Origin of the sequence: Pseudomonas sp. BF-B-30 (assembly GCF_019956305.1) — a bacterium.
Taxonomy (GTDB): Bacteria; Pseudomonadota; Gammaproteobacteria; order Pseudomonadales; family Pseudomonadaceae; genus Aquipseudomonas; species Aquipseudomonas jessenii.
Window position 1 is genome coordinate 83,968 of the sequence record NZ_JAHBDG010000010.1, and the last position, 22,236, is coordinate 106,203.

The following is a 22,236-nucleotide window of genomic DNA, read 5'->3' on the forward strand; positions in this document are numbered from 1 at the left end:
CCATCGATTGGACCCTAAAAAAATAAAAATCAGGTGTCTTTATGCTTCTCGAACATGCGTTGTTAACCGATGCCAGCGGCAAGCCGATTCACCAGCATCACAAAAGTTTTTCAACCGAGTGGGATGAAATCAGCGACTGGTCGGATCGCATGTATATGCCCTACCGTGTGGCACCCAAAGGGCAGGCCATCAAGCCGCACGCCACCATGCATTCGTCCAGGATTGGCGAGTTGACGCTGACTCGTTTTGCCTATGGCGTGCCGGTGAGCGTCGATGAATTTTCGCCCGAAGCCGGGAATGCGCTACTGCTTACCACGATTCGCGGCAATGCCCGGCACTGGACCCGGCGTTCCGTCACCGAGGATACGGCAATGGGTGAATCATTCGTTGCCGATTGCAGTCGTGTCGATTACCGGATCGACCTCGACCCTGATCACCTGCAACTGAATCTGACCATTCCTCATGCCGTATTGGAGCGGATGGCGCTGCAGTGGTTTGGGTTCGTGCCCGATGATCAGTTCTGGAGACACAAGTGCGTCATCGGCGGAGTCGGATCAAGCTGGCTGAGTTTGCTGGAGTACACGGTTCGTTGTATTGCCGAAGCTCCCGCACACATGGCTGAAGGGCGTATGGGTACTCACCTGGAGCAAAGTCTTTGCGTTCATATGCTGCAAGAATGGGCTGGCCGCGCCGGGCGGGCAGGGCTTGATTTGAATAGTCCACTGAACCGGATTGCACCCCGTTATGTCAGGGCTGCCGAAGAGTTCATGAGTGCCAATGCTGCGAGCCTGCCGACGATGGGTGAGATTGCCAGTGCGGTAGGGACCAGTGTGCGGACATTGAGTGGTGCCTTCGCGCGTTTTCGCGGCATGACGCCCGGTGCGTTCCTGCGTGAGCAGCGATTGCAGGGGGCGCACCGCGATTTGCTGGCGGCGGACCCGCAATCGGGAACCACCGTTTCGGCCATCGCCTTTCGCTGGGGTTATCTGAACCTGGGTGAATTCGCGGGGATCTATCGCAAGCGTTTCAGTGAATTACCCTCCCAGACCTTGCAGCGCCGGCTGCGCTAGCGATTGGAGGCGGTACGAGGGCACCGAGAGCGGTGTCCAGCCCGCTCTCGGTGCCATTCACTGTGGGTCAGAACACCCACAACAGCCTTAGGTTAACCCGCTGGTTTTCCTTGAAACCGTTGTCGACCGAGACGTCCTGGCCGTAGTTGAGCAGGGCCTGGAAGGAGGGGGTTATCCAGTATGACGAGCCGACACGGTATTTGCTGGTGTCGGGTTCATCGTTCTGATCCTGACCGTCAATGCGCGTCTCACCACCCCAGAGTCGAGACGCACCGACATGCACCGAAAGCTTTGGTGTCACGGCGTACCTCAGGTAGGTCTGGGCTTGCCACTGCGGCTTCTGGCGCAACGTCAGGTCTTGACTCGTGAGGTCGTCATTTTTGCCAAAGAAGGTCACATCCGCGGTGAGGTCCAGGGAAAGTTTTTCAGTGAGACCGGTCACATAGCCTGTCTGCAATGTCATCTTCCAACGGTTTTCGCCAAGGTTGAGTGCATCGTTGCGGTCATAGTTACCGGTCGGCACGTACAGGTAGGGTGCAATACCCCAGTAACGATTTTTCGCCGGGTCATTCACGAGCCATAGAGTGGACGCCAGAATCAGATCGCCCATACCACTGGTTTGTCCCAGCGAGTCGTTATCGCGTGTTCCTTCCAGGCGACCGAAGGGCAGCAGGAACTGTGTATTGATCGTGTAGTCGCCCAACTGCTGGTAATGCGCGGCGCGCAGTATGCCGATATCCGAGTCGAGCCCCGCTTTGATCGCAACCTTGTGACCATCACTGTAAAGCGACCGCCGCTGCGCATGCTGCAGGTATAGCAAACCGATATTGCTGCCGGCTGGTAGCGCAGCGGTATATTCGCCGGCGTCCACATCGATGGCCTGGGCGTTGCCCGCCAGAATCGCCAGCACGAGGCTGGCACCGATCGTTGAAGTGTCAAGTGCGCGCACCAGGGGCCGAACGCGCGCAGGGGTACGTGTGGAGATCTCCATGAATCACCTGTTTTGTTTTTGTTGGTTTTTGGAGAGGAATTTTTTCGTGCAGCATCGCCTGGAGCCCCGGGGGGCTCTCATGCGATCTGCATCGAATCAGTGCCGGGTCAGCGGGTCAGATAGCGGTAGGCCGCCGTTTCGAAATCCAGATAGGCATTGACCGAAACGGAATCGGCGAACGGCAATATCTGGGTGGCCCAAAAGCCGCCGATGCCGTTCTTGCGGTCGATCCAATAGAAAAGATTGGCCAATCCGGCCCACGCCAAAGAACCCGCAGGGCGACCGGTGGGGGCGTCTTGATCGTTGATCATGAAACTCATCGCCCACGACTTGGGCATGCCCGGAAAGAACTCTGCGGTATTGGTGAGACTGGGGATAACGCCGGGGAGGGCTTTTACTTTCAGGTTTTCGAGACCATTTTTTTCAGCGAAACAAATCGTTTCCGGTTTGAGAATCCGTCCGTGATCCCCCTGTCCATCGTTAAGCCAGGCACGGATAAACTGACAGTAATCCTTCACGGTCGAATACAGGCCATGGCCTCCCATGTGCACTTCGGGGGCCTGTGGCAGGATGAAATCCTCGAGTGCGCAAAGCGATCCATCCTCTGCGCGTTGGTGCAGGCTGGCTCGCCGCTGGAGCATCGACGGGGTCATGGTAAAGGCGGTATCGGTCATGCCCAGCGGCTCGAAAATACGCTGCTGCATGACTTCACCCAGACGCTTGCCGGTAATGGCCTCGACCACCAGGCCGGCCCAATCCATGTTGGAGCCGTATTCCCACTGTTCACCCGGCTCAAACAGCAAGGGTGTTTGAAGCGCCGCCAACGACCCGCTGATGATGCTGGGTTGTCCTTGTTCCTGGGCTAGTCGGTTGTAGTTTTCGTTGAAGAACTCATAACCCAGACCTGCCGTATGAAGCAGAAGCATTCGAGTGGTGATGTGTTTTCTGGGGGCGCGAAGGCGAGGCGTTCCGTCGCTATCAAACCCCTCGAGCACCTTCAGTTCGCCGATCATCGGCACATAGTTCCTGGCAGGCGCATCGAGATCCAGTCGGCCCTCTTCGAACAACTGCAGCACCGCCGTGGCGGTTATCGCTTTGGTCGTGGAAAACATGGCGAAAACGCTGTCGGTCGTCATGGCAGGGGCTTGACCCTGCGTCCGTTGACCTGACGCACCCTCATAGACCAGACCGTCACGCCCGACTAATGCCGCGACTACGCCTGGGACGCGCTGCGATCCAGCCGTGGCAGCATCGAGCAAGTGGTTGAGTGATGATGTAAAACCTGGATTCATTATTTTTATTCTCCTTACACCCGACCCATAGCCCGCTGGGCTGGAGCTTATGGTGGGGTGTGCAGTGGCAGGACTGATTGGCCCGACGTGATGCGATGAACATCGGGGCCAGTGGAGAGTAAGAAAATAAAATCCGAGGGTTTGTCGGGTGTCGGCAGAGGGTGTCGGAATCAGGTACTTATTTAAGTGCCTGGGAGGAGGGCGATGCGTGAACGACTGCCGTCTCAGTTGCCCGCAATGCACCCTGCAGGGTACTCATCACCATCTCATGCAGCAGCTTGCGGCGTGCTCCAATGCCGGCCTTGGGCTGCCCAACCCAGGCCGGTAGTTGATTGAGCAAGGACACGATGCCGCTAACGGTCGCGCGCCGGGTGACGCTAGCCGGTTTACCGGTGAGTTGGTCTATGGTCTCCACCAGATGCTGCTCGTAGCGTCGGCGCAGGGTCAGAATCGAGGCTTGCTGTTCGCAGCTCAAACAATGGAGGTCGTACTCAGCCAGGCGGAAATGCGCGGCCATACGCTCGTGGAGCCGCAGGTGCGCCTCAAGCAGGCCGTGCAGTCGTACAGTGGGGGCGGATTTGCGACGGGTCACCAGGCTGGCGCCGTCAAGCAACGCTTCGTAGAGCTCCTCGATCAATTCAAACAGCAGTTCCTCTTTGCTATCGATGTGGTTGTAGAGGGAGCCGGCGGTGATCCCCAGGCAAGTGGCCAGGTCGCGCATGCTGACTCGGCTGAAACCATGCCTGGCGAACAGTTCGACAGCCTTGTGCCGGGTTTCCAGGTAACGCGTGTTGCGTTCTTCGTCGACAGGCACGGCAAAAAGGGTTTTGGAGGGCTGCATGTGACTCATCGACCTCATACGCGAAACTGTCCCAATAGCCGATTGAGCTGACCCGCAAGTTGGCCCAGTTCCTGGCTCGCCTCGTTGGACCGGTCTGCTGCCTGGGCACTTTCGTGGGCCAGGGAGGCTGCGCGGGTCACGTTCTGATTGATGTCTTCGACCACGTGTGACTGCTCCAGGGTGGCGCTGGCGATCGAGGCGTTCAGTTCAGTGACATTGCGTAGTGCGCCGAGTACGTGGTGCAGGCTTTCAGCCGTTTGGTGGGCCTGTTCCACGGTTTGTCGAGCGGCTTGGCTGCTGGCATTGATGACATCTACTGCAGCTTCCGAGTTGCCGTGCAGGCGTTCGATCATGTCCTGGATTTGCGCAGTGGACTGCTGGGTGCGCTGGGCCAGCAGGCGCACTTCGTCTGCTACCACAGCGAAGCCGCGACCCTGTTCGCCAGCGCGCGCCGCCTCGATGGCGGCGTTCAGGGCCAGCAGATTGGTCTGCTCGGCGATGGCGCGGATCACTTCCAGCACGCTGCCGATCTGGGTGCTTTCCCGGGCCAGGCTCTGGATCACCTCGACGGCCTGGCCGATGGTATCGGACAACTGGTCGATCTGGAGCAGACTGATGTCGATGTTGTGCTGGCCTCGACGTGCCTGTTCTTCGGCCTGGCGAACTTCGTTGGCAGCGTGCTCGGCGTTCTTCGCCACTTCCTGCACGGCGTAGGAGACCTCGTGGATGGCGGCGGCCACCAGTTCCATCTGCTGCGATTGCTGCTGGCTGTGGTTGTGGCTATCGGCGGCGATTTCACCGAGCGACTTCGAAGCCTGGTCCAGGCTGTCAGCGGACTGTATGGACTGACCGATCACGCCGCGCAGCTTGTTGGTGAACACGTTGAAATGGCCGCTCAAGTCTGTCAGTTCATCGCGCCAGCGGTTATCCAGATTGCGGGTCAGGTCGGCTTCGCCGCTGGCGATGTTCTCCATCGCATCGACCACCCGCGCCAGTGGCGAGGCGATACTGCGGGCAATCAGCAGGATCAGCGCACTGAGCAGCAGGGTGATCGTCAGCAATATGACGCAGGCCTGAATCAGCTGGCGGCGGAACTCGACGTGCACGTCGTCTATGTAGATCCCCGAGCCGACAATCCAACCCCAGGGCTTGAACAATTCGACGTAGGAAACCTTTTCCACCGGCGCGTCGGAACCCGGTTTTGGCCAGCGGTAGTGCACCAGGCCGGCGCCATCACGTTTGGCCGTGGCGACCATTTCGTCGAACAGCGCCTTGCCGTCCGGATCGAGTGTACCGGCCATGCGCTTGCCCTCGAGCCCGGCGTTGGGGTGCATGATCATTCGCGTGTCGAGGTCTTCGAGCCAGAAGTAATCCTCGCGGTCGTAGCGCAAGTCGCGCATGACCGCGATGGCCTGCTGCTGCGCCTGCTCACGACTGAGGCCCTGGCCTTCCAGGCTTTGGAAGTGACGCAGGATGCCGCTGGCGGTCTCGACCACGTGGCGGGTTTTCAGCGCCTTGGCGGTATAAAGGTCGTTATAGCTCTGCTTGAGCATCAGGCCGGCGAGTATCAGCAGCATCAGGATGGATGTCAGCAAAATCAGCCACAGACGGCGGCTAATGGAAATATTGCGCAAGCCGGGCATGGGCAGCTCCACAAGGGGCAAGACAGGGAAAAGCCGGACGCGGCAGTCGCGTCCGGCTGGAGGAGGTCAGAGCGCGTAGTGGCTCAGTTCGCGGGCGATCAGCAGGCGCTGGACTTCACTGGTGCCTTCGTAGATCTGGGTGATGCGCGCGTCGCGGTAGTAGCGCTCTACCGGGTAGTCTTCCAGGTAACCGTAGCCGCCATGGATCTGCATGGCGCTGGAGCACACGCGCTCGGCCATTTCCGAGGCGAACAGCTTGGCCTGGGAGGCTTCGGACAGGCACGGTTGCCCGGCGCTTTTCAGGCGCGCCGCATGCCGGATCAGCAGGCGGGTGGCGTTGAGTCGGGTGTGCATGTCGGCGAGCAGGTTGGACACGCTCTGGTGCTCGATGATCGGCTTGCCGAACTGGATGCGTTCGCGGGCATAGCCCAGGGCAGCCTCGAAGGCGGCGCGGGCGATACCCAAAGCCTGGGCGGCGATGCCGATGCGGCCGCCTTCCAGGTTGGACAGGGCAATGGCCAGCCCCTTGCCGCGTTCACCCAGCAGGTTGGCCTCGGGGATGGTGCAGTTGTTCAGAGTCACCGCGCAGGTATCGGAGGCCTTGATGCCCATCTTGTGTTCGCTGCGGTCGACCACGAAACCGGGGTTGTCGGTCGGTACCAGGAAGGCCGACAGCCCCTTCTTGCCCAGTTGCGCATCGGTCACGGCGAAGACGATGGCCAGCCTGGCGCGCTTGCCGTTGCTGACGAACTGCTTGGCGCCATTGAGTACCCATTGACCGTCGCGCAGTTCGGCACGAGTGCGCAGGTTGTGTGCCTCGGAGCCAGCCTGTGGCTCGGTCAGGCAGAAGCAGCCGATCGCTTGACCGCTGACCAGCAGCGGCAGCCAACTGTCCTGCTGCGCGGGGGTGCCGTATTTCAGCAGGGGGCCGCAGCCTACCGAGTTGTGGATGCTCATCAGCGCGCCGAGGGCACCGTCGCCGGCCGAGATTTCTTCCACCGCCAGGGCGTAGGCCACATAGTCGGTGTAGCTGCCGCCCCAGGTGTCCGGCACGACCATGCCCAGCAGCCCCAACTCGCCCATCTGCGCCACCACGGCGTCATCGATCCAGCCGGCCTTCTCCCAGGCCTGGGCATGCGGCGCGACTTCGCTGCGGGCGAAGTCGCGCGCCATGTCGCGGATCATGCGTTGTTCTTCGGTCAATTCGATATCGTGCATTGCAAAGTCTCCTGCCGATCAGGCGGTGCGTACGGGCTTGCCGCAGGTGCGTTGAAACTCGTTGAAGAAGGCCTGCACCCGGGCAGGTTCCAGCTCTGCCAGGGTTGGCGGGTTCCAGCGTGGGCGCTTGTCCTTGTCGATGATCAGGGCGCGCACACCCTCCATCAGGTCGCCCTTGTCGAACCACTGGTAGTCCAGGTGCAACTCCAGAGCGAAGCACTCGGCCATGCTCAGGTAACGACCACGGCGCAACAACTCAAGCGTCGTGGCCATCGCCAGTGGCGAGCGGCTGTCGAGCAGTTTCACCGTCTGTTCGGCCCAGTCTTGCAGCTCAGGGCGTTGTTCTCGCTGCAGCGCGGTACGAATGGCCGGGACATCGGGCAAGGCGAAGTACTCGTCGATCGCCTGGCGACAGGCCTTGAGCTCGGACCCGGCAAGACGCTCTGTAGCCATGTCGGCAAGCAGGTCCTGCAAGTCTTCGTCGGGCGCAGCGGTCCAGTTCAGGTGGTCCAGACAGGCATCCAGCTCGGCCAGCCGTTCGCTGGGCAGGTAGTAGTCGGCAAGGTTCGCATAGAGGGCATCGGCGGCACGCACCTGGCAGCCGGTGATGCCCAGATAGGTTCCCAGTTCCCCCGGCAGGCGCGGCAGGAAATAGCTGCCACCGACATCGGGGAAAAAGCCGATGCCGACTTCCGGCATGCCCATCCGCGTGCGCTCGGTGATCACCCGCAGCGAGGCGGCCTGGGCCAGGCCCATGCCGCCGCCGAGGACGAAACCATCGAGCAGCGCCAGCACGGGCTTGGTGTAACCATGCAGGTATTCGTCGAGGGCATACTCTTGCTCGAGGAACAGCTCGTGCTGGTTGTCGCCGGCCTTGTAGCTGTCGTACAGCATGCGAATGTCGCCGCCGGCGCAGAAGGCCTTTTCACCGGCGCCGCGAATGGTCACGGCGACGATCTGCGGGTCTTGTTCCCAAGCCCACAGGTGCCGGCATAGCAGGCGCACCATGGGCAGGTCCAGGGTGTTCAACGCGCTTGGCCGATTCAGTGTCAGGTGGCCGACGCGGTTGCGTACGCTGGCCAGCACCGGGGCTTGCTGCTCGCTCATGCTCAGGCTTCTCCGCGGAACAGTTGGATGATGGCGGAGAAGTCCAGGCCGCCATTACCTTGCAGGCTGAAGGTCTGGTACAGCTGCTGGGCTACAGCACCGAGCGCGACCGGTTGACGCGCGTGCCTGGCTGCTTCGGTGGCCAGGCCCAGATCCTTGAGCATCAGGTCGCTGCCAAAGCCGCCGCTGTAGCCGCGTGAGGCCGGCGCGTTTTCCAGTACACCCGGGAACGGATTGTTGACCTCCGAGCTCCAGCAGCGACCGCTGGAGGTATTGATGATCCCGGCCAGCACCTTGGCTTCCATGCCCAGGGCCACACCCAGGGCCATGGCTTCGGCGACGCCGACCATGGAGATGCCGAGCAGCATGTTGTTGGCGATCTTGGCCACTTGGCCGTTGCCGGCTGCGCCGCAGTGCACGATGTTCTTGCCCATGGCCGAGAGGATCGGCAGGGCCTGGTCGAACACACTGTCCGGGCCACCGACCATAAAGGTCAGGGTGCCTGCCGCCGCGCCGCCGGTGCCGCCGGATACCGGCGCGTCAAGCATTGGGTTGCCTTGGGCAAGGGCATATTTGGCCACCTCGCGGGTGCTCAGCGGGTCGATGGTCGAACTGTCGATAAGCAACACGCCTGGGCCGATATTGGCCAGCAGGCCGTCCTTGCCGCGATAGACCTGCTTCACGTGTTCGGCGGTCGGCAGCATGGTGATGATCACCTCAACCCTGGCCTTGGCCACGGCGGCGGGCGAGTCGGCGGCGCTGGCGCCGGCCTCCACCAGGACGGCGACCGCCTGGGGGAAGGGATCAAAGACGGTCAGGCTGTGGCCAGCCTTGAGCAGGTTACGGGCCATTGGGCCGCCCATGTTGCCGAGGCCGAGAAATCCGATATGCATGTTGGCTACCTTTTACGATTGGGGGCAGTGGCGCAGGAAATCCTGCGCGCGCTTGTCGTCGGCCGACGCAAGGCGCCGGCCGGCAAAGGTCATTTCAGGGTGATGGTGGTGTTCACCGCGCCGCTGGTGTCGTCCTCGTCGAACCAGCGCTGGGTGATCGTCTTGGTCTGGGTGTAGAAGGTCACCACTTGTTTGCCGTAGGGACCCAGGTCGCCCAGCTTGGAGGCGCGCGAACCGGAGAAGGAGAACAGCGGGACCGGTACCGGGATTGGCACGTTGATGCCCACCTGGCCGACGTCGATCTCTTCCTGGAAGTGACGGGCGGCAGCGCCGGAGCGGGTGAACAGGGCAGTGCCGTTGCCGTTCGGGTTGGCGTTGATGATCTCGATTGCCTCATCCAGGTTGGCGGCGTGCATGACGCACAGTACCGGGCCGAAGATCTCTTCGCGGTACACGGACATTTGCGCCGTGACGCCGGAGAAAATGGTCGGGCCAACGAAGTTGCCGTCCTGGTAGCCCGGCACGCTCGGGTTGCGCCCATCCAGTTCAAGCTTTGCACCTTCTTCGATGCCACTGGCGATCAGGCCGTTGACGCGGTCCAGGGCGGCGCAGGAAATCACCGGGCCGATGTCGGTGCCCGGCTCGGTGCCACCGTTGATCTTAAGGGTCTTGGTTCGCTCAATCAGGTCCGGTAGCCAAGCCTGCGCTTCACCGACCAGGATCACCACGGGCAGAGCCATGCAGCGCTGGCCGGCGGCGCCGAAGGAGGCGCCCAGCAGGTTGTTCAGGGTCTGCTGCCGGTTGGCATCGGGCAGGACGATGGCATGGTTTTTCGCGCCCATCATGCATTGCGCGCGCTTGCCGTTCTGGGTGGCGCGGTTGTAGACATGGGTGCCGACCTTGGTCGAGCCGACGAAGGACACGGCCTTGATATCCGGGTGGTCGCAGATCAGGTTCACCGCGTCGACGCCGCCGTGGATGACGTTGAGTACACCCTTGGGTACACCGGCCTCCAGCGCCAGTTCCACCAGGCGCATGGTCACCAGCGGGTCCTGCTCGGACGGCTTGAGGACGAAGGTGTTGCCGGTGGCAATGGCCATCGGGAACATCCAAAGCGGGATCATCGCCGGGAAGTTGAACGGGGTGATGCCGGCGCACACGCCCAGCGGTTGCAGCAGGGTGTAGGTGTCGACGCCGTTGGCCACGTTGTTGGCCAACTCGCCCATCTGCAGGTTGCCGATGCTGGCGGCGTGCTCGACCACTTCCAGGCCGCGGAACACGTCACCTTCGGCATCCGGCAGGGTCTTGCCTTGCTCGGCGGTCAGCAGGGCGGCCAGTTCCTTGATGTTCTCGCGGATCAGTTGCTGGTACTTGAGGAAGACACGGGAACGGGTACCGATCGGGGTCTTGCGCCAGGTCTTGAAGGCTTGCTTGGCGCTGGCGACGGCGGCGTTCATTTCCTCGGCGGTGGCGAAGGGGACGCGGGCCAGGACTTCCTGGGTGGCCGGGTTGACTACGTCGCGCCACTGAGTGCTGCGCGATTCGACGAATTCGCCGTTGATGAGAAGCTTGACGCTTGGAATGCTGGAAGAGGTCATTTTCAGTTCTGCCTACTTTCTTTGGGTCGAGTTAAGCCACTCGGCCTGGATGGCCGAGCGGTCGGATTTGGATTCAGAAGGGCCGGCGTACCGGCCTGGGTTCAGCCCTTGAGTTGCGGGAAGTCTTCTTCGAAGTATTCCTGCGGGCCACGTGCGTCGCCCTGACGGCGCTGCGTTTCCATTTGCCGCAGTTCCACCCGGCGGATCTTCCCGGAGATGGTCTTGGGCAGCTCGCTGACAAATTCGATGCGCCGTACCCGCTTGTAGGGCGCCAGGTGCTCGCGGGCGAACGCGAAGATGCTGCCGGCCAGTTCGTGGCTGCCCTGGGCTTCATGGGCCAGGATCAGATAGGCCTTGGGCACTGCCAGGCGCACCGGGTCGGGGCTTGGCACCACGGCCACTTCCATCACCGCCGGGTGCTCGATCAGCGCGCTTTCCAGCTCGAAGGGGCTGATGCGGTAGTCGGAAGCCTTGAACACGTCGTCGGCGCGGCCGACGAAGGTGATGTAGCCCTCTTCGTCGATCTGCGCGGTGTCGCCGGTGCGGTAGTAGCCGTCGCGCATCACTTCGGCGGTCTTTTCCGGGCTGTCCTCGTAGCACAGCATCAGGCCGAGCGGGCGCACGTCCAGCGGCAGGGCCACTTCGCCTTCGTTACCCGGCACGCCATCAGGGTCGAGCATGGTCACCCGGTAGCCCGGCAGCGGACGACCCATGGACCCCGGCTTGAGCCGCTGGCCAGGCGTGTTGCCGACCAGGGCGGTGGTTTCCGACTGGCCGAAACCGTCGCGCAGCAACAGGCCCCAGGCGTGCTGGATCTGCTCGATGATCTCCGGGTTGAGCGGCTCACCGGCGCCCACCAGTTCACGCAGGCGCAGGCGTGTCTTGTAGCTGGCCAGGTCTTCCTGGATCAGCATGCGCCACACGGTAGGCGGCGCACACAGGCTGGTGACGCCGTAGCGTTCCAGCACGCCGAGCAGGGCTTGCGCGCTGAAGCGTGCGGTGTTGTGGATAAAGATGCAGGCACCGGCATTCCATGGTGCGAAGAGGCAACTCCAGGCGTGCTTGGCCCAGCCCGGTGACGATATGTTCAAGTGCAGGTCGCCCGGCTGCAGGCCGATCCAGTACATGGTCGATAGGTGGCCGACCGGGTAACTCTGGTGACTGTGCAGCACCATCTTCGGCTTGGAGGTGGTGCCGGAGGTGAAGTACAGCAGCATCGGGTCGGTGGCGAGCGTTTGGCCCTCGACTTCGAACTGTTCGGAATATTCGCTGGCAGCGCTGTGCGGGGTCCAGCCTGCGGGGGCCGGGCCAACACAGATGCGGCTGCAGCCTTCACCCAGGCCGTCGAACTTTTCGACATGAGCGGCGCCGACCACCAGATGACACACATGGCCACGCTCGATGCGATCACGCAAGTCTTCAGGGGTCAGCAGGGCGGTGGCGGGGATGACCACGGCGCCGAGCTTGAAGGCGGCCAGCATGGTTTCCCACAGGGCGATGTCGTTACCGAGCATCAGCAGGATGCGCTCTCCGCGGCGCACGCCCAGGGCACGCAGGTGATTGGCCACCTGGTTGGAGCGCGCGGCCAGCTGCTGGAAGCTGTAGCGTTGTTCGCTGCCGTCCTCTTCGACGATCCACAGGGCATTGGCCTGGTTGCCCTCGGCCATGGCGTCAAAGTAATCCAGAGCCCAGTTGAACTCGGTCAACTGTGGCCAGCGGAAATCACGCACAGCTGTGGCGTAATCGGTGCGGTGTTCCAGCAGGAAGTCTCGGGCGGCGAGGAAAGGTTGGCAGTTGTTGTTCATTGGAGTCTCCCGAGACGCGCGCGGGTACCTGAACGTGGGGAGACGACGGCAAGCAAGAATGGCTTCACGGTGGGTGCCCTGTTTATTTTTATTGGGACTGACCTGGTTCATGACCAAGCGGTTGAATCGAGTATAGGCAGGCATAAATCAAATAAGAATGCTCAAAAAGTCTCGTGCGTTGTGCAAAAAAACACAGGCTGGCGGCATCCCCGATGCGCCAGAAATGCACAAGGCGGGTGCTGCCCGCACCGTCAAGCGATGTGAGCGGCACCCGCCTTGTGCGGGGCCTTACCAGAGCGCCAGGGTATAGCTGAGGATCAGGCGGTTCTCGTCGAGATCGTTGCCGAAGTGGGCGGTGCGCACCGTAGCGTTGCGCCACTTCAGACCGAGGTTTTTCAGCGGGCCGCTCTGCACCACGTAGCCGATGTCGGTGTCGCGCTCCCATTCGCGACCCTCAGGCCTGCGGGCGCCCAGATCGATGCTGTCGCCGGCCAGGTAGCGGGTCATGAAGGTCAGGCCGGGAATGCCGAGCGCCGCGAAGTTGTAGTCGTAGCGCGCCTGCCAGGAACGCTCGTCCTTGTTGGCGAAGTCGTTGATCTGCACGAAGTTGACCAGGTAGGCGTCGCTGCCATTGACGTAGGCAAAGCCGGTGTCGCCACTCATGCGTTGGTAGCCCAGACCGAAGGCATGGCCGCCGAGGGCATAGGTGAACATGGCGCCGAAGGCGTTGTTGTCGATGTTGCTGTTACCGTCGTCGGTGGAGCGGGCGTAGCGCAGGTCGCTCTTGAGCGTCTGGCCTGGGCCCAGCGGCAGCACGTGGACCAGACTGAACTGGTGTTGGTGGTAGAAGTCGTCCAGGCCGCCGTAGTTGTAGCCCGTGTTCAGCCGGTCGTTCCACTGGTAGGCAAGGCCGGCGAAATTGAAGGCGTCACTGCGGGCCTGGCCACTGACAATGCCCTTGGCGCCGGTGGTGGTGATCGCCATTTTCTCGTAGTCCGAGGAGTCGCGCTGGTTGACCCGATCCACGCGCCCGGCATCAACGCTCAGGCCTTTGATCTCCTGGACGTTCAACTGCCCACCGCGGAATGTTTGCGGCAACAGGCGCGAGTCATTGGCCAACAGCACCGGCAACTTCGGGGTCAGGGTGCCGAGCTTGAGCACGCTGTTGGACGCTTTGAACTTGGCCGTCAGGCCCAGTTCGCCATACTCGTCCTTGGCGCGTTTGGGCGGCTCGTTATCGCGCTTGAGCAGGCCGGAGCCGGAGCGATCGGGACTGGAATCGAGCTTGACGCCGAGCTGGCCAAGAGCGTCGATACCGACGCCGATCATGCCGTCGGTATAGCCGGATTCGTAGCGCAGCAGGAAACCCTGGGCCCATTCTTCTTGCTTGGACTGGGCGGCATTGGCCTGGCGGAAGTCGCGGTTGAAATAGAAGTTGCGCGTTTCCAGCCTGGCCGTGCTGTCTGCGAAGAAATCGGCGTGAGCCTGTGCGGCGAGGCCGGTGCCGGCCAGGAACAGGGTGAGGGTGGTGGGTTTCATTGGTTGCCTTTTGTTGTTTTTGTTGTCGACGAGCCGCTCCCGCGCCGCTTGGCGTTGGCGAGGGAGGGGCGCTTCTGGGGTGTCCTGCGCCGAGCGGCGCAGGTCGGGCGTAAAAAAGCGCGAAGCAAAGGAGCGGACTCGCGCTCGGGGTGTCAGCCCCGGAAAAAGCAGCGTCAGTGACTGCTGGCCATGGCAGCTCCAAGGCCGGTCTGGGCACGGACGAACTGGTCGGCATAGGCGGCGCGCTCGCGGTCGGCGCGTTCGCTGCGGTCAAGCCTGGAAGCGACCACTATGACCAGGAAGGCCAGTGGCATGGAGAACAGCGCCGGCTGGTCGTAAGGGAAGAGCGCCTGGGCATGCCCCAGTACGCCGACCCACACCGACGGCGAGCCGATCACCAGGGCCAGTGCGCTGACCAGGCCGGTCAGGCCGCCATAGAGGGCGCCGCGGGTGGTCAGGCCGCCCCAGTACATGGCCATGATCAGTACCGGGAAATTCGCCGAAGCGGCGATGCCGAACGTCAGGCCGACCAGGAAGGCGATGTTCTGCCCCTCGAACAGAATGCCGAGGGCAATCGCAACGATGCCCAGGCAGATGGTGGCGATGCGCGACACGCGCATTTCCTGTTTCTCGTCGGCGCAGCCCTTCTTCAATACCGACGCGTAAAGGTCATGGGAGATGGCCGAGGCACCGGCCAGGGCCAGGCCAGCCACCACTGCGAGAATGGTGGCGAAAGCCACGGCAGAGAGGAAACCGAGAAACAGGTTGCCACCCACCGCCTTCGCCAGGTGCATGGCCACCATATTGCTTCCGCCAATCATGGCCCCGCCTAGCTTGCCATCGACGTAGTACTGAGGATCGGTGCCGACGATGACGATGGCGGTATAGCCCAGGACGCAGACCACCAGGAAGAAGAAACCGATAAACACCGTGGCGAACAGTACGGATTTACGCGCTTCCTTGGCATTGGGCACCGTGAAGAAGCGCATCAGGATGTGCGGCAGGCCGGCAATGCCGAAGACCAGTCCAAGGGATAGGGACACCGCGTTGATCGGGTCGGCCAGCAAGGTGCCCGGGCCCATGATCTGCACGCCGCTGGCATGCACGGCCACAGCCTGGGCGGCCAGCGTCTCGAAGCTGAAATCGAAGCGACTCAGGGCCATCAGCACCAGGGTCGTGCCGCCTGCCAGGAGCAGGACCGCCTTGGTGATCTGTACCCATGTGGTGGCGAGCATGCCGCCGAAGATGACATAGACCAGCATCAGCAGTCCGACTACCACCACCGCCGTGCGGTAGTCGAGACCGAACAGCAGTTTGATCAGTTGACCGGCACCGACCATCTGCACCACCAGATAGCAGCACACCACGGTCAGCGATCCGAGGGCGGCGAAGCTGCGCACGCGGGTTTGATCGAGGCGGTAGGAGACGATGTCGGCGAAGGTGTAGCGCCCCAGGTTGCGCAAGCGCTCGGCCATCAGGAAGGTGACGATGGGCCAGCCGACGAAGAAGCCGATGATGTAGACGAAGCCGTCGTAGCCCTTGGCGAAGACCAGGCTCGACAGGCCCAGCAGAGTTGCCGCCGACATGTAGTCACCGGCGATTGCCAGGCCATTCTGGAAGCCGGTGATGCCGCCACCGGCGCTGTAGAAGTCGGCGGCGGAGCGGGTGCGTCGTGCCGCCCACCAGGTGATCAGCAGGGTGGCGAGGACGAAGACGAAAAACATGCCGATGGCGTGCAGGTTGAGCGGTTGCTTCTGCGCAATGATGGGCTCGGCATGGGCCAGCACAGGGCTGAGGGCGAGAAGGGCGGACAGGCGTTTCATGCGCGGGACTCCTGCAGGATCTGCGAGCTGAGTACGTCGAAGCGGGTGTTGGCGCTGTGCACGTACCAGGCGGTGAGTAGCCAGGACAACAGGATGATCGTCACGCCGATTGGCATGCCGAGGCTGAGGTGGCTGCCGTCGTAGAGCGGCAGGTGCAGCCAGGCAGGGGCGAAAGCCACCACCATGATGAAGCTGTAATAGATAGCCAGGACCGCGCCGCTCAGCGTCCAGGCCAGCAGTGCACGCTGGCGCGCGAGGCGGTGGAACTTGGGGTTGGCCCTGACCAGTGCACAGGTCTGGACGTGGTTCGGATGGTCGGTCGTCATGGTGCGGCTCCGCATTTCTAGTTGTTTTTGTTGTTCGGCCTTTTGAGGGGCGTACGGGTACCCGGGCAGCGACCCGATGCGGGACGCCACCTGAATGCTGATGTGCTGGAGTTATTGCCGCCCGGATGACCTTGCGGTGGAGAGAGGGCGGTGCAGGACGGCGGACCCGATCCGCGGCGCGGCGAGCAGTGGATCGGGCCAACGGCAGACGAGAACCGTGGCCGCGATTGCGCTGTTGCGCAGCTGTTTGAGTCCGGCGTGCAAGCCGGTGTTTATCCATGCGCTCATGCTGTCAGCCCTCGGTATTTATTATTGGGGTGGGGGGCTTTCCTGGCCTGAAAACGACGCTGGCCAAGTTGGGTGAGATGCGAGTATATAAGTGCATATTTCCCATATGTATTGGCAGAAAAGCCCGATGGATATGCAAAAAAGCACAACGCAGAACCCACTGAACTGGGACGACATGCGTTTCTTCCTCGAGGTCGCCCGTGCCCGCACCGCCAGCGGTGCAGCTCGCCGCCTGGGGGTGGACTACACCACGGTGTCGCGGCGCATCCGCGCCCTGGAGCAGTGTCTGGGTGCTCTGTTGTTCGAGAAGTCGCGAACCGCAGGTTTTGTCCTGACCGTGGAGGGGCAGCGTCTGGTCAGCCACGCCGAATCCCTGGAAAGTACGCTGCTGGTAGCCTGCGAGCAGGTTTTCGGCACCACCGGGGGGCTCGCCGGGCACCTGCGCATCGGCTGTACCGAAGCCTTCGGGACCTGTTTCATCACTGCGCAGATGAGCCACTTCCTCGAGCACTACCCGCATATCTCGGCGGACATTTTGCCGGTCCCGCATTTCATCAACCTGTCACGGCGCGAGGCGGACATCGCCATCACCCTGGAACGACCCGAGCGCGGTCCGTACGTGTGCTCGCGGCTGTGCGATTACCGCCTGCGTCTGTATGCGACGCCGGAGTACCTGGCCAGTCATCCGACGATTGGCTGTCGCGAGGACCTGGCCGTTCACCCGTTCGTGACCTACGTCGAGGATCTGGCCTTCAGCTTCAAGCTGCTCTACCTGAACGACCTGATGCCCGGCGCCAACAGTCGCCTGCGCAGCACCAGCGTGGTGGCCCATTACCACGCAGCCCTGGAGGGGCGGGCGCTGGCGATCCTGCCTTGCTTCCTCGCCGGCCCCGATCCCCGCCTGTGCGAAGTGCTGCCCGGTGAAGTGGAGATCACGCGGCAGTTCTGGATGTATTACAGCGAGGACCTGCGCAAGCTGAAGCGGGTCACTCTGGTGGCCGAGTACTTGCGTGCTTGTGCGGAACTGAATCGCCCGCTGCTGATGGGTGAGTCACGTGTGATGGGCTATCTACCGTCACCCTGAGGGTGGAGTTGTGCAGCCAGAAGTAAAGCGAAGTAGTTGGTCAGAGGTGTTTTCGAAATCAGAGGCTACTCACACCACCGCAGTCAGCTATGAACACTCAATCGTCATGGTTTTACTGCGTGATCATTGTCAATGTGGGGAGCGTCCGCCGGTTTCTTCTGCGGAACGATAAAACTCACTGTCGTACTGGTGAGGATTTTGTGAGTCGGGTCGGCCACTTCAAGCAGAACCTTGTGAGTGCCGGGCGTCAGTCCAACCAGGATGATCGGGTCTTCGCTGGTGTGCGCCCATGTGCCTTTCCAGTCGTCGACCGTCACGTGGAGGTGGCCGAGACGTGGTGATACTTCAACAGCTGCTTTGCCAAATACCGGCATGATCCTGGCGTGTTCTGTTCGATACTGGATAATGACAACACCGCGGGCGAGTGGCTCGGCAAGCGGCGGGTAGGCAATGAGTTTTGGCGCAGTCTCGGATGCCAATGGAAGTATTGCCGGTGGGGAATCGGTGTCTGCTACCCCTTGTCCGTACACAGCTGTGCAAAAGAAGACACCCAAAGCCAGGGCCAATAGATTTCCGGGAGCGAGGGACATGGTTTTTTTCCCGCGTGATTTCATTCAAGCCTAGATCAACCCGAGTATCTCCCAGTGTTTATTTGAAACTGGAATCACTCACGTATTTCATCCGTGCCATCCAGGCATGTTGACCATGGACGACTCAGCGCTTGTAACGCAGCGCGTCCACCACTACGCCGAACGCTGAAGAATGCTCACGGCGATTGGGGTAGTAAAGGTGGTAACCGGCAAAAGGCTGGCACCAGTCTTCGAGTACCCGCACAAGGCTTCCGTCGGCAAGCTCCCTGGCTACCATATCTTCTGGCAGGAACCCCAGCCCGCATCCGGCGACAGCAGCGCGCAGGATCGGCACGCTGCTGTTGAACGTCCATTGTCCTTCGACACGTGCCTTGAGTTCGTGACCGTCCTTCTCAAAATCCCATTGCATCAGGCTCCCGTGGGTGGGCAGGCGCAAATTGATGCAATTATGTGCGGCCAAATCCCTTGGCTCTTTCGGATACGGCCGCTGTTTGAAGTAGTCGGCAGACCCCACTACGGCGATGCGCAACGGGGGGCCGATCGGGACGGCGATCATGTCCTTGGCCACCTGATCGCCCAGGCGCACACCCGCGTCGTAGCGCTGCGCGACGATGTCGCAGAGGGCGTAGTCGACGGTGATTTCGACCTTGATGTCCGGGTAGTCGGGAAGCACCTTCGACAGCTTGGGCCAAAGGATGTTGTTCGCCGCATGTTCGGAGGCTGAAATCCGCACGTTGCCTGCCGGGGTATCGCGAAACTCGCTGACCGCAGCCAGTTCAAGTTCGATTTCGTCGAAGCGCGGCGCCATGGACTGATACAACCGCTGGCCAGCCTCTGTGGGGGATACGCTGCGCGTGGTTCGGGTCAACAGGCGAACGCCGAGCCTGGTTTCGAGAGCGCGCATGGTGTGGCTCAGCGCGGACTGCGAGACGCCCAGCTGTGCGGCGGCGCGAGTGAAGCTGCCTTCGCGGGTAATGACCACGAAGGCTTGCAGATCGTTGAGATTGGCGCGAGACATTGATGAGAGCCTCTCATGCGGAGAGCGGGATTATTCCATGTAATCAGGTTCCGCATGGATGCGCGACCCCAACGAACCAATCACAAGGTTCTTGCGTAGAACGGCGTCAACTTGCCGAGTGCAGCGTCCACATACTTGGGAACCCAGTAGGTTTCGATGTGCGTAGCGCCGTCGATGATGAACAACTCCTTGTCCTTGGTACCGGTGGCCTTGGGGAACGCATCCTGGGTCATGTACAGGCTGTCGGCCTTGCTGCCGGCGATCATCAGCAATGGCTGATTGATCAGTTCGATCTGGTTGGTGGCGTCGAAGCGCATCAGGTCCAGCAGGCTGCTCGTGGTGTATTTGAAGGTTGAGTCAGGGTGGGCATGGGTCTTCCAGTAGTACTCATAACCCTGGCGATACAGCTCGAACGGCAGTTTGGCGATCTGCTCATCGGTGAGGTTGGCATCGCCCGAATAGAGCACTTCACCTCCGGCCGCTTCCTGGGCGCGGGCAGCGGAAGCCTGTTGCAGGCGTTGCTTGATGGTGTCCAGTTGCGAGTCGTTGTAGCCATTGCGACGCACCCGGCCAGAGTTGAACATGCTCACGGTCGCCACCGACTTGAATCGCTTGTCGGTTTGCGCGGCGGCCAACGAGTAGCCACCGCCACCGCAGATGCCAAGCAGGCCCAGACGCCTGCCGTCGACGCCAGCATACTGGGTGATGAAGTCCGCCATGCCGTGGATATCCTCGATGCGGTACGCCGGCTTGTCGATGCTGCGCGGTTGTCCGCCACTTGCGCCCTGATACGCGGCATCGGCGGTAATCGTGATGTAGCCTTGTTCGGCCAGTCGCTGGGCATACAAACCGGCGACTTGCTCTTTCACGCCGCCATTGGGGTGCGCCACCACTACCGTCGGATAAGCCTTCTTCGCATCGTAGTTGGCAGGGGTGTAGACGTTGGCAGCGATGTCCAGGCCATTGAGCTTGTAGGTGACCGGATGGATGTTGACCTTGCCGGGTTCATTCTTGGTAATTGCACCGTCGTAAGCCAAGGTGAACGGGTTCTTTTTGTAGTCGGCGGCGCCGGCTTCGCCAGCAGAAATACCGACCATGGCGGCCATCAGCGAGGCTTTCAAAATTGTATTTCTCATAAGTGTCTCCGAAGCATTAAAAGGCGCGTTAAAAAATGTGCTGAAGCCGTCAATCCAGATGCTTTTCTGTCAGAAACCCGGACACCAGGTCCGCGATCTGCACGTTGTTCAGATCCGACATGGGGAAGTGGGTATTGCCCTTGATGCCAATCTCCGGCAAGTGGATCAGCCTCACGTTACCGCCGTGTTTGTTGACGGCATCGCGCCAAAGCCGGGCCATGGTGAGGCGGGCGCGCCAGCTGTCCTGGGCGGGCAGGTCGACGGCTTGCTCCGGGATGTTGTCGCCATAGAGGATCAGGACCGGAATGCGCGTGAGCGCCATGAACTGATCCATCGGCACCGCTGCGCCTTGTACCGTGTCGAACGCGCTGGGAATCGGCGCGGGTACTTCACCCTGCGGGAAGACGAAGCTGCTGCCCGGCTCGAAAGCCACGATGGCCTTGACCTTGTTGTTCTTGATCGCCGTCAACCAACCAGGCCCGCCACCCTGAGAGTGCGTGAACAGGATGCCGGGGCCGATTTTGTCGAAGACTGCCGACACGCCATCGGAGACCACGCCCATGTCGAACGGACCGGTGTTTGGCGTCATCGCGCGGAAGAACTGGTCGCGCGTTTGCGCATCCCGGGCAACCTGCACACCCTCGAAATAGTTGGGCCACAAGCCGATACGGAACTGGTTGAACCAGAGCTGCTCGTCCGGGACAGGCTTGACCGTTGCTTCGACCATGCTGCGGCCGGCATCACCACGGCGCGGCTGGTCGATCAGATACACGCCGAACTGGCGCCGCAGAAAAATATTCTGGAAGCCTTCGCGGCCATCCGCGGTGGTTTCCCAGGTCTTGGAAAACTGGCCTGCGCCGTGCCACATGACGATGGGCAGTTTTCGCGCATCGACCGGGATTTGGTAGAAGGTGTAGGCATGGTCGCCGTGGTAAGTCTGGCCGTCAGGATTCATGGGTTTGCGCGGATTGAACGTGCCCGGTGCGGTGATCATCGTCCCGCCGGCGGCGAAGCTGCCTTGCTCCTGAATCATCAAGGGAGCAGCGGCAGTGGCATGGCTTGCACAGGCGGCAAGCACGCTCAGCAGGGTGATGTTCAGCAGGTTTTTTCCAGTCTTCATGTTCAACCTCCCGAGGCAGCAAGTGCCTGTGTCAGGGCAGTGCTTGCACGTTTGGCGGATTGTTCATCGCCGTGCTCGGCCAGTACCTCGATGACTTGGCGCAATTGCTCCACGCTCAACCCAACCCGCAGGCTCGCCCCCATGTGCGAGCGCAACTGCGACTCCACACCCGGCGTTGCGGCCAGAGCGCCGACGGTCGCCAGCTCGCGGCTTTGCCAGTCGAGGTTGTCGCGCTCGAAGATGTCGCCGAACAGGTGGGTTTGCAGAAACCGGTTGATGACCGGGGCAAAATCGAACACCGGCCCCTTGACCGGCCCCCCGGAAATTCGGGTTTGATTAGCCGTTCCTGCCGCGAGCAATGCCTCACCGGTTGCAATGGCACGGCTGGGTTCGCGTCCAGGCGCATCCTGGATGCCGCGTTGTTGGCGCGCTTGCACCACCGTCATCAGTTCATTCAACGCATTGAGGCTGCGCGGGAAGCCGACATAGGCGTAGAGCTGCACCAGGATTTCCTTGGTCTCGCTGACCGTCAGGCCGGCGTCCAGGCCTTGGTTCAAGGCAGCGTTGAGCCTTGGCATGTCACTGGTCGCCATGAACGCTGCGATCAGTGGAATGGCCTGTTGCCTGGCAGACAGCGTTTGTACCGCAGGTTGTGTGCTGGTCATGGGTTGCGATGCCTCGGCGTTCTGAGTGGCCACACCCGACATCAAGCCAAGGCCCAGACACAGGGCTATCAGCGCGGGGAGGGCACCGGTCTTGCGATGTGCAATCGGTGTATCAGTGGTCATCGTGAAAGCTCCATCCATTGCTCATCACTGCCTTGGCAGGCGGTGTTCGAGTGAGGTTGATCTACA

At 61.6% G+C, this 22,236-nt stretch carries 19 protein-coding genes; 2 read left to right on the forward strand and 17 right to left on the reverse strand.

The features are described 5' to 3' along the window. Positions 1 to 41: 41 nt before the first annotated feature. Entirely contained in the window at positions 42 to 1,070 is a 1,029-nt protein-coding gene (locus KGB29_RS06395) for an AraC family transcriptional regulator (protein WP_150813943.1), read from the forward strand. A 67-nt stretch (positions 1,071 to 1,137) separates the two neighbouring features. On the opposite strand, the gene KGB29_RS06400 is transcribed toward KGB29_RS06395, so the two are convergent. The 12 genes from KGB29_RS06400 to KGB29_RS06455 form a co-directional block, all read right to left on the reverse strand. Further along, on the reverse strand, positions 1,138 to 2,061 hold the full coding sequence (locus tag KGB29_RS06400) for a transporter (protein ID WP_150813944.1): 924 nt from the start codon (positions 2,059 to 2,061) through the stop codon (positions 1,138 to 1,140). A 107-nt stretch (positions 2,062 to 2,168) separates the two neighbouring features. Next, the gene (locus tag KGB29_RS06405; RefSeq protein ID WP_218543894.1) at positions 2,169 to 3,353 is read right to left on the reverse strand and encodes a serine hydrolase domain-containing protein; all 1,185 of its coding nucleotides are present in this window, start codon (positions 3,351 to 3,353) and stop codon (positions 2,169 to 2,171) included. Between the two features lie 178 nt (positions 3,354 to 3,531). Continuing rightward, a complete protein-coding gene (locus KGB29_RS06410) occupies positions 3,532 to 4,212 on the reverse strand; it encodes a TetR/AcrR family transcriptional regulator (protein WP_150813946.1) in 681 nt (226 codons plus the stop codon). Continuing rightward, positions 4,209 to 5,837, reverse strand: coding sequence for a methyl-accepting chemotaxis protein (locus KGB29_RS06415; RefSeq protein ID WP_150813947.1), 1,629 nt, complete (start codon positions 5,835 to 5,837; stop codon positions 4,209 to 4,211). Before KGB29_RS06415 ends, KGB29_RS06410 begins: the two co-directional genes overlap by 4 nt. Before the next feature lie 66 nt (positions 5,838 to 5,903). Continuing rightward, positions 5,904 to 7,055, reverse strand: a complete 1,152-nt coding sequence (locus KGB29_RS06420; RefSeq protein WP_150813948.1) for an acyl-CoA dehydrogenase family protein — start codon at positions 7,053 to 7,055, stop codon at positions 5,904 to 5,906. 18 nt (positions 7,056 to 7,073) lie between these two features. Further along, a complete protein-coding gene (locus KGB29_RS06425) occupies positions 7,074 to 8,162 on the reverse strand; it encodes an enoyl-CoA hydratase/isomerase family protein (protein ID WP_218543893.1) in 1,089 nt (362 codons plus the stop codon). Between the two features lie 2 nt (positions 8,163 to 8,164). Continuing rightward, positions 8,165 to 9,055, reverse strand: a complete 891-nt coding sequence (gene mmsB, locus KGB29_RS06430) for a 3-hydroxyisobutyrate dehydrogenase (protein WP_150813950.1) — start codon at positions 9,053 to 9,055, stop codon at positions 8,165 to 8,167. 89 nt (positions 9,056 to 9,144) lie between these two features. Next, a complete protein-coding gene (locus KGB29_RS06435; RefSeq protein WP_150813951.1) occupies positions 9,145 to 10,653 on the reverse strand; it encodes a CoA-acylating methylmalonate-semialdehyde dehydrogenase in 1,509 nt (502 codons plus the stop codon). A 101-nt stretch (positions 10,654 to 10,754) separates the two neighbouring features. Then, complete coding sequence (locus KGB29_RS06440) at positions 10,755 to 12,458, reverse strand: AMP-binding protein (protein WP_150813952.1); 1,704 nt, start codon at positions 12,456 to 12,458, stop codon at positions 10,755 to 10,757. Positions 12,459 to 12,746: 288 nt separating this feature from the next. Next, positions 12,747 to 13,997, reverse strand: coding sequence for an OprD family porin (locus KGB29_RS06445; RefSeq protein WP_150813953.1), 1,251 nt, complete (start codon positions 13,995 to 13,997; stop codon positions 12,747 to 12,749). A 173-nt stretch (positions 13,998 to 14,170) separates the two neighbouring features. Next, complete coding sequence (locus KGB29_RS06450; protein WP_102672730.1) at positions 14,171 to 15,820, reverse strand: cation acetate symporter; 1,650 nt, start codon at positions 15,818 to 15,820, stop codon at positions 14,171 to 14,173. Next, positions 15,817 to 16,146 carry a DUF485 domain-containing protein gene (locus tag KGB29_RS06455; RefSeq protein ID WP_090456027.1) on the reverse strand — a complete coding sequence of 110 codons (330 nt, stop codon included), beginning with the start codon at positions 16,144 to 16,146 and terminating at the stop codon, positions 15,817 to 15,819. The genes KGB29_RS06450 and KGB29_RS06455 overlap by 4 nt, the downstream gene beginning before the upstream one ends. A gap of 394 nt (positions 16,147 to 16,540) precedes the next feature. On the opposite strand from KGB29_RS06455, the gene KGB29_RS06460 reads away from it, so the two are divergent. Continuing rightward, positions 16,541 to 17,518, forward strand: a complete 978-nt coding sequence (locus KGB29_RS06460) for a LysR family transcriptional regulator (RefSeq protein ID WP_090456025.1) — start codon at positions 16,541 to 16,543, stop codon at positions 17,516 to 17,518. Positions 17,519 to 17,622: 104 nt separating this feature from the next. On the opposite strand, the gene KGB29_RS06465 is transcribed toward KGB29_RS06460, so the two are convergent. From KGB29_RS06465 to KGB29_RS06485, 5 genes are all read right to left on the reverse strand, one after another. After that, complete coding sequence (locus tag KGB29_RS06465; RefSeq protein ID WP_150813954.1) at positions 17,623 to 18,108, reverse strand: DUF6130 family protein; 486 nt, start codon at positions 18,106 to 18,108, stop codon at positions 17,623 to 17,625. A gap of 124 nt (positions 18,109 to 18,232) precedes the next feature. Beyond that, complete coding sequence (locus tag KGB29_RS06470; protein WP_150813955.1) at positions 18,233 to 19,126, reverse strand: LysR family transcriptional regulator; 894 nt, start codon at positions 19,124 to 19,126, stop codon at positions 18,233 to 18,235. Positions 19,127 to 19,206: 80 nt separating this feature from the next. Further along, entirely contained in the window at positions 19,207 to 20,262 is a 1,056-nt protein-coding gene (locus KGB29_RS06475; protein ID WP_150813956.1) for an alpha/beta hydrolase, read from the reverse strand. A gap of 49 nt (positions 20,263 to 20,311) precedes the next feature. Next, complete coding sequence (locus KGB29_RS06480; RefSeq protein WP_150813957.1) at positions 20,312 to 21,382, reverse strand: alpha/beta hydrolase; 1,071 nt, start codon at positions 21,380 to 21,382, stop codon at positions 20,312 to 20,314. 2 nt (positions 21,383 to 21,384) lie between these two features. Further along, the gene (locus KGB29_RS06485; protein ID WP_150813958.1) at positions 21,385 to 22,170 is read right to left on the reverse strand and encodes a carboxymuconolactone decarboxylase family protein; all 786 of its coding nucleotides are present in this window, start codon (positions 22,168 to 22,170) and stop codon (positions 21,385 to 21,387) included. Positions 22,171 to 22,236: the final 66 nt, after the last annotated feature.